Source organism: Enterobacter sp. HG048, from assembly GCF_024702055.1.
Classification (GTDB): domain Bacteria; phylum Pseudomonadota; class Gammaproteobacteria; order Enterobacterales; family Enterobacteriaceae; genus Enterobacter; species Enterobacter dykesii.
In genome coordinates this window covers 63,695-73,159 of sequence record NZ_JANLIZ010000022.1, presented here as the reverse complement: position 1 = coordinate 73,159, position 9,465 = coordinate 63,695, and the positions used below count along the sequence as shown (strand labels likewise).

The window sequence follows — 9,465 nt, the reverse complement described above, 5'->3', positions numbered from 1 at the left end:
ATTACATCGAAATGTTTTATAACAGTAAGCGTCGGCATGGTTCGAGCGATCAGATGTCACCGACAGAATATGAAAACCAGTATTATCAACGGCTCGGAAGTGTCTAGATTATCCGTGGCGATTCAAGGAGATAGCGGACGTGTTCCTCTACTTGCTCCGAATTGCAGATAAACTGAATGTTGATCTGATTCAGATTGCTAAAAATAAGATTGCAATTAATGCGGAAAAGTATCCGGTAGAAGCATGTTACAGCAGCGCTACGAAATATTCAGACCTGTAGAATGATCTGTTTTGCTGATGGACTTGATAATGGAAGTTAGCGTCTGAACAAATGTTGCTTGAAAATTCGATACTAAGCGGCAATATCTTTTCTCCGGGTATTCTCGTTCCTATAGAGGGAAAGGCTATGAATCAAGAGTTGGATAAAGCTATCTACACTGCGCTAAGAAGTTTCGAGGGTTCCTCTGGTGTCGGTTCATCCCCAACAGCAAATGAAATCATCAGAGTTGTTAAGCCATATTATTCTCAGGGTAGCGAGCAAGAGAAGCGCGATATCCTGGCAAGGCTCGAGAAACTCCGTAAAGAGCCTGGTGTGCCGTTCCCAATGAACCTTCAGCAAATGCTCGAAAGTTAACCCCCAATAGTATTCTTCATAGCCACTGGCATTTGCTGGTGGCTTTTTTTATTGGAGTAAATATGGCAAAACCGGACTGGGGCGAGCTTCAGCAACGGTTCCTTTCCGAACATGCCACAACCGGCGTATCACCGAAGGGATGGTGTGAGGCGCAGGGACTGAACTACGCTACCGCCCGTCGATATATCAAAAAACCTTCTGTGCAAACTGCGCAAAAACCCGTGCAGAAAAAAATGCGCACTGCGCAGAAAGATAAAAGCGCAAATGAGCTGGTGGATGATGATGGGTTAACGGCACAGCAAAGACGCTTTGTCGCAGAATACCTGAAGGATGGCAATGCCACACAGGCAGCTATCCGGGCTGGCTACAGTAAAAAATCAGCTGAACAAATCGGCTATCAACTCCTTCAAAAAACTTCAGTTGCGCAGGCTATTGCGCAGCAGCAAAAAGCGTCAATTGTGCGCACTCTTGGAAGTGCCGATGAAGTGCTTGAGCAGATGTGGCAGCTCGCTACTTTCGATGCCAATCAGCTGTCGCAGTATCGTCGCGGCGCGTGCCGTTATTGCTGGGGCTTCGGTCACCAGTATCAATGGCGTGATGCCGTGGAGTTCGAAGAGAAAAGACTCGAGGCTGTTGAGCGCGACAGACGTGAACCCGAAGATTCCGGCGGCTATGGTTACGACCACAACCGAGAGCCTAACCCTAAATGCCCGCGCTGTAATGGTGACGGTATCGGCCAGCCTTACTTCCCTGATACGCGCAAACTCCCGGCTGCTTCCAGGATCGCCTATTCAGGTGTGAAGGTCGGCAAGAATGGCGTTGAAATCACTGCTATCAGCCGTGAGCGCATGTTCGAGGCGGTAATGAAGCGCCTTGGCCTGGCTGATAGTGAGTTCGCGCAGCGCCTGCAGCAGATTGAAATCGAACGCCGGCAGCTGGAGGTTGAAAAACTCCGTAAAGAGCTGGCCGGTGAGGGTGAGGACGATGAACCAACCCCAGTTGCAATCAATATCAACGTAGTGGATGCGAGGGCAGACGATGGGGATCAGCCCGACACTTAACATTCCTCAGGCGCGCTTCCTCGCGATGCAGCACAAATTCAAGGCCTATGTTGCCGGGTTCGGTTCCGGTAAGACGTGGGTGGGCTGCGGCGGCATCTGCAAAGGGATGTGGGAGCATCCGAAGATTAACCAGGGTTACTTCGCACCGACATACCCGCAGATTCGTGACATCTTCTACCCGACGATTGAAGAGGTGGCCTTCGACTGGGGGCTGAGCGTCAAAATCAATGAGGGGAACAAAGAGGTTCACTTTTACGAGGGGCGGCGCTACCGCGGGACAACCATCTGCCGTTCGATGGAGAAACCCGGCTCGATAGTCGGCTTTAAAATCGGTAACGCGATGGTGGATGAGCTGGACGTCATGGCGGCAGCCAAAGCACAGCAGGCATGGCGAAAAATCATTGCTCGTATGCGTTACAACATCCCGGGCCTGAGGAATGGAATTGACGTAACGACAACGCCGGAAGGTTTCAAGTTCGTCTACCAGCAGTTCGTGAAGGCTGTACGTGAAAAGCCCCAACTGGCAGCCCTGTATGGGCTGATTCAGGCCAGCACATTCGACAATGCGAAGAATCTACCGCCTGATTACATTCCATCGCTGCTTAGTTCTTACCCTGACGAACTGATTCAGGCCTATCTGCGCGGGAAGTTCACCAACCTTAACAGCGGGACCATTTACCACACTTTTAACCGCAAGCTGAATAACTGTTCTGACGAGATTCAGGACGGGGATCCGCTGTTTATCGGTATGGACTTCAACGTTGGAAAAATGGCCGCGATTGTTCACGTTAAGCGTAATGGCCTGCCGCGCGCGGTCCGTGAGCTGGTGAAGGTCTACGACACGCCAGCAATGATTAAGCGTATCCAGGAAGAGTTCTGGCGCTACGAGGATGGACGCTACGTGAAGAGCCGGGAGATTTACATCTATCCGGATGCCTCTGGTGACTCACGCAAATCGCAGAACGCCAGCAAGACGGATATCGCCCAGCTCAACGATGCGGGATTCAGCGTCATCGTTGATGATGCCAACCCCCCGGTTAAAGACCGCATCAACTCGATGAACGCCATGTTCTGTAACGCCAACGGCGAGCGCCGCTACCTGGTGAATGTGCAGAATTGCCCGGTTTACACCGAAAGTCTCGAGCAGCAAATCTGGGCGGCCAATGGCGAACCGGACAAATCAGCTGATAACGATCACCCCAATGATGCTGGTGGGTACTTTATCGTGAAGGATTACCCGATCGTGAAACCGGCATACTCAATCACCATGGACACCACTTTCTGATATGGCAAATGACGACATCACCTGGGTTCGACCAGAACACCGGGCGGCTTCTGCTGCCTGGCGGAAATACAGGGACTTCTGCAAAGGAGCTGAGGCCGTAAAAGCGGCGGGTAATAAGTATCTGCCTTATCTCGATCCAACCGATAAATCCACACGCAATCGCAAGCGCAATGAGGACTACCTGAGCCGCGCGGTGTTCTATGCGATTGCCGGCAATACGAAGATCGGCATGCTTGGGATGGCGTATCGCAAGGACCCCACGTTTAATGGTCCTGAAAAGCTGAAGTACCTGCTGGACAATGCTGACGGGGCCGGTACCAGCATCTATCAGCAGTCACAGCTGGTGGCCGAGAACGTGCTGGAGGTTGCGCGTGAGGGGCTTTATGTCGATTACGCTGAAGCCTCCGATGAGGCGATCATCCTCCGCTATCCGGCAGAGAACATCATTAACTGGCGAACAAAGCGAATTAACGGACGCGATCAACTGGTGCTGGTGGTCCTGCGTGAATGCGTAGAAGAGCCGGATGGTTTCGCTTACAAGGATGAAATCCAGTACCGCGAGCTGGCGCTGCAGGAAGGGAAGTTTATCTGCCGGGTATGGCGCCGGGCAGGTGGCACCGCAAGCGGAACCTACACAGTTGACAGTGAGTACCATCCTAAGCCCAAAGGGCAGGACTACTGGGATGAAATTCCGTTTACCTTCGTTGGCGCCCAGAACAACGATCCCACAATTGATGATTCACCGCTGGCTGCGCTGGTGGAGATAAACCACGGACATTACCGAAACAGCGCTGATTATGAGGACAGCGTGTGGTTCTGTGGCCAGGTGCAGCCGTACATGACTGGGCTCGATACCGGCTGGCGCGATCACCTCGAGAAGAAGGGCGTGAAAATTGGTTCCCGAGCACCGCTTTTGCTTCCCAAGGAGGGCTCGTTTGGCTATGCCCAGGCGCAGCCGAACATGCTGGCTAAAGAGGCCATGGACAGTAAGCGCGATTACATGGTGCAACTGGGCGCCCGACTGATTGAGCAGAATGCCACAGCGAAGACTGCTACCCAGGCGAGTGGTGAGCAATCATCCTCAACATCAGTGCTCGGTATCTGTGTTTCAAACGTTTCTGAGGCATACACACTTGCTCTTGGCTGGTGTGCGAAATACCTCGGCATCAAGGGCGAGACAACGAGTTACACCATCAATCAGGAATTCATCGCGAAGGTTGCTGAGTCGGGCATGGTGACGGCGATCGTCAACGCCTGGCAGTCCGGTGCGCTTCGCGATAGCGATATGATTCGCGCACTGCAGAAACTCGATCTCATTGACCCGGCCGACAGTCCGGACGAGGTTATTGATACGCTTCGCAATCAGGCACCTACGTTGACGGGAGGCTGATATGCCCACCATTAACGAAAGCCTACGTGATGAATCGATAGCGCATTCCGTCTGGTTAAGCCGCTACGCCACTGGAGTGGCAAACAGGATGGTGAAGTTGCTTAACGAGACGGATGCAGACCTTTCAGCGCGTCTACTGGATGCGCTGGACAGATTGCCACCGGAGAGCTTCACCGTTAGCCGTCTGCAGAGTTTACTGGGCAGCGTGCGCGATCTTAACCATCAGGCCATAGCGACCATGCAGGCAGGACTCGAGAATGAGCTGGTGGCTCTGGCAAAGAACGAAGCCAGTTATCAGCTGAGCCTGTTCGATTCCCTTCTTCCATCACAGGTCCTGTCTCACTATCCGCTGCAGGGCATCACCGCCGATATGGTGTATGCCGCAGCGATGGCGCAGCCCTTTCAGGGGCGGCTGCTGAGTGAGTGGGCGGAGAATCTGGAATCGGACAGGCTGGCGCGGATCGTGAACGCCGTTCGCAGGGGGTATCTTGCCGGCGACACGGTAGAAACAATCGCGCGCAGTGTTCGCGGCCACGCCAACAAAGATTATCGCGACGGTGCACTGCAGATGAGCAGGGCAAATGCCGCCAGCATCGCTAAAACAGCCGTTAATCATCTGGCTGCCACAGCGCGCAACAGCTTCACCAGTGCCAACAGCGATATCGTGAAAGGTAAGCAGTGGCTGTCTACACTGGACAATAAAACCAGCCACGACTGCATTATTCGTGACCTGCTGCGTTACACCCTGGATAACAAACCGGTCGGGCATAAGGTGCCTTACCTGCAGGGACCCGGGAAGATTCATTTCTGCTGCCGTTCTACCGAAACCCTGATTCTCAAGTCATGGCGCGAACTCGGCATTGATATTGACGAGATGGACGAGGGCACTCGTGCCAGCATGGATGGCCAGGTACCAGCTAAAACCACGTATCTGGAATGGCTCGAGCGTCAGCCAGCTCAACGGCAGGATCAGGTTCTGGGTGCCGAGCGTGGCCGTCTGTTTCGCGCGGGTGAAATCGACCTGGCTGATATGTTCACTGACAAAGGCGAATGGATCAGTCTGGAACATCTGAAGCAGCTCTCAGGCACAGACAACTAACAACCACATCTTACTTCACGCCCTGGCATCCGCCGGGGCTTTTTTATGGGCGAGGCCCGGCAAAATCCCGAGGGGAAATTATGTTAATTCGAAACATGCTTCTGAAATTCTATGCATCAGAAAACGGCGGCGAGGGCAGCGGTGGCGGTGGTATCGAAATCACCCCTGAAATCCAGAAGCTGATAGATGAGCGCGTGACCAGCGAAGTCACTGGCCTGAAATCGAAAAACTCTGAGCTGCTGGGAACCATTAAACAGCAAAAAGAAAACCTGTCTCGCTTCGATGGTATCGACCCTGATGCAGTGCGCGGGATCCTGCAGCGTTTTTCCGACGACGAAGAGGCAAAGCTGATTGCCGCCGGAAAAATCGATGAGGTGCTCGATAAGCGCACCGAGCGTCTGCGTGCTGACGTTGATAAGCAAATCAAAGCCGCAAATGAACGCGCCGACAAAGCCGAAGCGTTCTCCAACAAATTCCGGGACCGGGTTCTGGGCGATGCAATCCGTGCAGCAGCGTCAAAAGCTGGCGCGCTGCCGGAAGCATCGGACGATCTGATTCTGCGTGCCAAAGGCACATTCCAGCTCAACGACGAAGGCGAGGCCGTAGCAGTTGATGCAAATGGCGACGTTCTGTTCGGTAAAGACGGCAAAACGCCACTAAGCCCGCTCGAATGGGCTGAGTCTCTCAAGGAGACGGCTCCGCATCTGTTCCCTCGTGCAGAAGGCACTGGCGCGGGCGGACACAAGCCAAACGGTGGTGGCAGCCTCAAACGTTCCGAAATGAGCGCCAGCGACAAAGCGGACTACATCCGCAAGCATGGCCAGCAGGCCTTCCTCAAACTTCCGAAATAAGGGATTAACCCATGCCTACCACTGTTAATAGTGACCTGATTATTTATGACGACCTGGCGCAGACCGCTTTCCTCGAGCGCCGCCAGGACAACCTGGCTATTTTCAACGCGTCCTCCAACGGAGCGATCCTGCTGGATAACGAGCTGATTGAAGGCGATTTCCGCAAGCGTGCGTTCTACAAGGTGGGCGGCTCTATCGAATCGCGTGACGTTAACTCCACCGAAAAAGTGACGGGTAAGAAGATTGGTGCCGGTGAAGCCGTATCCGTCAAAGCGCCGTGGAAATACGGTCCATACGAAACAACAGAAGAAGCGTTCAAACGTCGCGGCCGCTCTGTAGACGAGTTTTCCGAAGTGATCGGCACTGATGTGGCTGACGCGACGCTGGAAGGCTACGTGAAATATGGCCTGAAGGCGCTAACGGCTGCTATTGGCGCCAACGCTGACATGGTGGTTACCGCCGATATCGAAACAGACGGTAAGAAGACCCTGACGCGCGGCCTGCGTAAGTACGGCGACAAGTTTAACCGCGTTGTGCTCTTCGTTATGCACTCCGCCACTTACTTCGACATCGTGGATGAGGCGATCGCCAACAAAATCTACGAAGAAGCGGGCGTGGTGGTTTACGGCGGGCAGCCGGGCACCCTGGGTAAACCGGTGCTGGTTACCGATACCATGGACGCTGATGCGATCCTTGGGCTGGTGGCCGGGGCAGTGACTGTAACTGAGTCTCAGGCTCCGGGGTTCCGTTCCTACGACATCAACGATCAGGAAAACCTGGCGATCGGATACCGTGCAGAAGGTGTGGTGAATGTCGACCTGCTGGGTTACAGCTGGGATACCTCGAAAGGTGACAACCCGGACCTGACCAAAATCGGCACTGCAGGTAACTGGAAGAAGCACTTCACCAGTAACAAATCTACGGCTGGCGTGCTGATTAAGCTGGGATCCGCAGCGGGGGAGTAACGCTGTCAGCGGATAAAACCTCCGCAACCGCTGACAGCACCGATGCGGTCACCATTTCCCTTAAGTACGCGCTAAACGGCGCAGGTGTTTCCGGCAAAACCGTTGCCTGGAATTCAACCGGCGGCACGCTCAGCACTGCCAGTTCTCAAACCGGCTCTGCTGGTGGGGCGACGGTCAAACTTACCTCTGATATGGCAGGTACTTTCACAGTCACTGGAACTGTTGATGGTATTGCTAAATCGAGTGAGGAAATCACCTTCACCGCACCTGCAGCTGGCTAATCGATGGGGCGTAAGCCCCATTCACCGGATGCTCAGATGATTAATACTGATATCACCGCCGCTGACGTTAACAGTTACGCCAGCGAAGATGAACTGGCGTCATTTGCCGCGCTGAGAGGGATTGAGCTGCCTGAAAAGCTCGCGCCGTTACTGATTAAGGCGATGGACTATCTGGAAGGGCTTGATTGGGTAGGTTCCAAAGCAGACCCTCGACAGCCGCTGGCATGGCCACGCGTGAATGTCGTTCTGGATGAACATGATTTCCCACCGGATGAAGTACCACGGCAGGTTATAACCGCGCAGTGCATGCTGGCGGTAGAGGCAATCGACGGCGATTTACTCTCCAGCGTGCGCGAAGCCGCTGTGAAAACCGAACGTGTCGAAGGCGCCGTAACCATGACTTATGCGGTTGCCGACGGTGAGGTGTTCACACCATCCTACCCGGCGGTAATGGCTATTCTCGGCGACCTGGCTGGTGGGCGTGGATATGCAATCAATGCTCTCGCGGAGCGCGCGTAATGACCATCAACTATCAGCGAATGCAGGCGACAACGACTCGTATGCTCAAGCAGAACGGCATTGCATACAACGTCACGCGTAAGGGCACGTTAATCGTCATCGGTGGTGTGGAGCATCGTTCCGATGATATCCAGTTCACCGCCACAGGAGTTAAGACGGATTACGCGCCAGGCGAAATTGATGGAACCGTCATTGAAAACGGCGATATTCGGATTGTCTTCACCGCTGAGAAGGAAATTAAAACCGGCGATCTGATCGTCGTGGACGGCGTAAGCCACCGCGTAGTTAAGCCTAACCCTGTGAAACCGGGTGCGGTGGTGCTCTGCTACAAATCTCAATTGAGGACATAGCATGAGCGATAATAATGCGTTTACGGCTGCCATCACCGCGTTCGTGGACAAAGCCAAAGCGAATCAGGAAGCGGTCGTACGTGCTGTCGGCATTCGAATCCTTAATCAACTGGTGATGATGTCACCTGTCGGCAACCCCGAACTCTGGGGCATCAACCAGACGGCAGCTTCTTACAATCAGGCGGTATACGATCATAACGAAGCGCAAAAATCGGACCCTGCCAACCTGACTAAAACCGGACGGCTTAAGAAGAAAGCTCGACTGGTGGATGGGATGGATATCAAAGCGCCGCCCGGATATACCGGTGGACGGTTTCGGGGCAACTGGCAGGTGTCTTTTGATGCACCGACCACAGATGAAACGGGCCGTGTCGATAAAACCGGAAATCTGACAAAAGCCGCTGGCAATTACACGCTGTCCCTGTTCAAAGTCGGGATGAAGGCTATTTATTTCTGCAACAACGTCCCTTACGCGTATCGACTGGAGATGGGGCATTCCACACAGGCGCCGGGCGGCATGGTCCGCATAACTGCAGCTGAGTTTCAACGCTTCTTTGAGGAAGCTGTCAGGGAGGTGACTAAGTGATTCCAGATATCGCGGCGGCGCTAGCCGCAAGGCTAGGCGAGTGGGCTGATGCTGAAGATATCCCGGTTGCCTGGGAAAACGTATCGTTCACACCGCCATCTGATGGGCTCTATCTTGCTGTGCATGACATGCCCGCTACGCCGCGTACGGTAGACCTTGGATTGCGCTGCCGCATTTATTCAGGTGTATACCAGATTAATGTTGTGGCCCCAGTCGGCATAGGCCGTACCGATGTAGTGGCCCTGGCAGACCGCGTGGCTGAATTGTTTCCCGAGGGGCAGGAGATTGAAGGCAGGGGCTTTACATGCTGGATAGATCAAACGCCTGGTATTTTCCGCGGTATCACTACATCTGTTTCTTATACCGTTCCCGTTAGTCTCAATTACCGAGCTGATATCTCCAGCTAATCCTCACAACTTTCTAAACCTGACCGGCTCTTTGCCG

General features: G+C 53.8%; 14 protein-coding genes. All 14 read left to right on the top strand.

Annotated elements, in window-relative coordinates:
* Positions 1-107: IS3 family transposase (locus tag NUX24_RS20105; RefSeq protein WP_129942121.1), on the top strand; the 107-nt coding region annotated here is incomplete at its 5' end.
* Positions 108-139: 32 nt separating this feature from the next.
* A complete protein-coding gene (locus tag NUX24_RS21940; protein WP_374693110.1) occupies positions 140-280 on the top strand; it encodes a hypothetical protein in 141 nt (46 codons plus the stop codon).
* Positions 281-406: 126 nt separating this feature from the next.
* Positions 407-634 (top strand): hypothetical protein, encoded by a 228-nt coding sequence (locus tag NUX24_RS20100; RefSeq protein ID WP_153655778.1) that lies wholly within the window; start codon positions 407-409, stop codon positions 632-634.
* Positions 635-696: 62 nt separating this feature from the next.
* Positions 697-1,695: a terminase small subunit gene (locus NUX24_RS20095; protein WP_257833701.1), complete on the top strand. Its 999-nt coding sequence runs from the start codon at positions 697-699 to the stop codon at positions 1,693-1,695.
* Positions 1,673-2,980, top strand: a complete 1,308-nt coding sequence (locus NUX24_RS20090; RefSeq protein WP_059357645.1) for a terminase large subunit domain-containing protein — start codon at positions 1,673-1,675, stop codon at positions 2,978-2,980. The genes NUX24_RS20095 and NUX24_RS20090 overlap by 23 nt, the downstream gene beginning before the upstream one ends.
* A gap of 1 nt (position 2,981) precedes the next feature.
* Entirely contained in the window at positions 2,982-4,370 is a 1,389-nt protein-coding gene (locus NUX24_RS20085; RefSeq protein WP_257833698.1) for a DUF4055 domain-containing protein, read from the top strand.
* A 1-nt stretch (position 4,371) separates the two neighbouring features.
* Positions 4,372-5,469, top strand: coding sequence for a phage minor head protein (locus tag NUX24_RS20080; protein ID WP_257833696.1), 1,098 nt, complete (start codon positions 4,372-4,374; stop codon positions 5,467-5,469).
* An 80-nt stretch (positions 5,470-5,549) separates the two neighbouring features.
* On the top strand, positions 5,550-6,320 hold the full coding sequence (locus NUX24_RS20075) for a hypothetical protein (RefSeq protein ID WP_257833694.1): 771 nt from the start codon (positions 5,550-5,552) through the stop codon (positions 6,318-6,320).
* 11 nt (positions 6,321-6,331) lie between these two features.
* Complete coding sequence (locus NUX24_RS20070; RefSeq protein ID WP_038419633.1) at positions 6,332-7,285, top strand: major capsid protein; 954 nt, start codon at positions 6,332-6,334, stop codon at positions 7,283-7,285.
* A complete protein-coding gene (locus NUX24_RS21935) occupies positions 7,267-7,566 on the top strand; it encodes an Ig-like domain-containing protein (RefSeq protein ID WP_374693111.1) in 300 nt (99 codons plus the stop codon). Before NUX24_RS20070 ends, NUX24_RS21935 begins: the two co-directional genes overlap by 19 nt.
* A 36-nt stretch (positions 7,567-7,602) precedes the next feature.
* The gene (locus NUX24_RS20065; protein ID WP_257833690.1) at positions 7,603-8,085 is read left to right on the top strand and encodes a DnaT-like ssDNA-binding protein; all 483 of its coding nucleotides are present in this window, start codon (positions 7,603-7,605) and stop codon (positions 8,083-8,085) included.
* Positions 8,085-8,435, top strand: coding sequence for a hypothetical protein (locus tag NUX24_RS20060; protein WP_257833688.1), 351 nt, complete (start codon positions 8,085-8,087; stop codon positions 8,433-8,435). The genes NUX24_RS20065 and NUX24_RS20060 overlap by 1 nt, the downstream gene beginning before the upstream one ends.
* Position 8,436: 1 nt before the next feature.
* The gene (locus tag NUX24_RS20055) at positions 8,437-9,021 is read left to right on the top strand and encodes a hypothetical protein (protein WP_257833686.1); all 585 of its coding nucleotides are present in this window, start codon (positions 8,437-8,439) and stop codon (positions 9,019-9,021) included.
* A complete protein-coding gene (locus NUX24_RS20050) occupies positions 9,018-9,428 on the top strand; it encodes a DUF4128 domain-containing protein (RefSeq protein WP_257833684.1) in 411 nt (136 codons plus the stop codon). Before NUX24_RS20055 ends, NUX24_RS20050 begins: the two co-directional genes overlap by 4 nt.
* Positions 9,429-9,465: the final 37 nt, after the last annotated feature.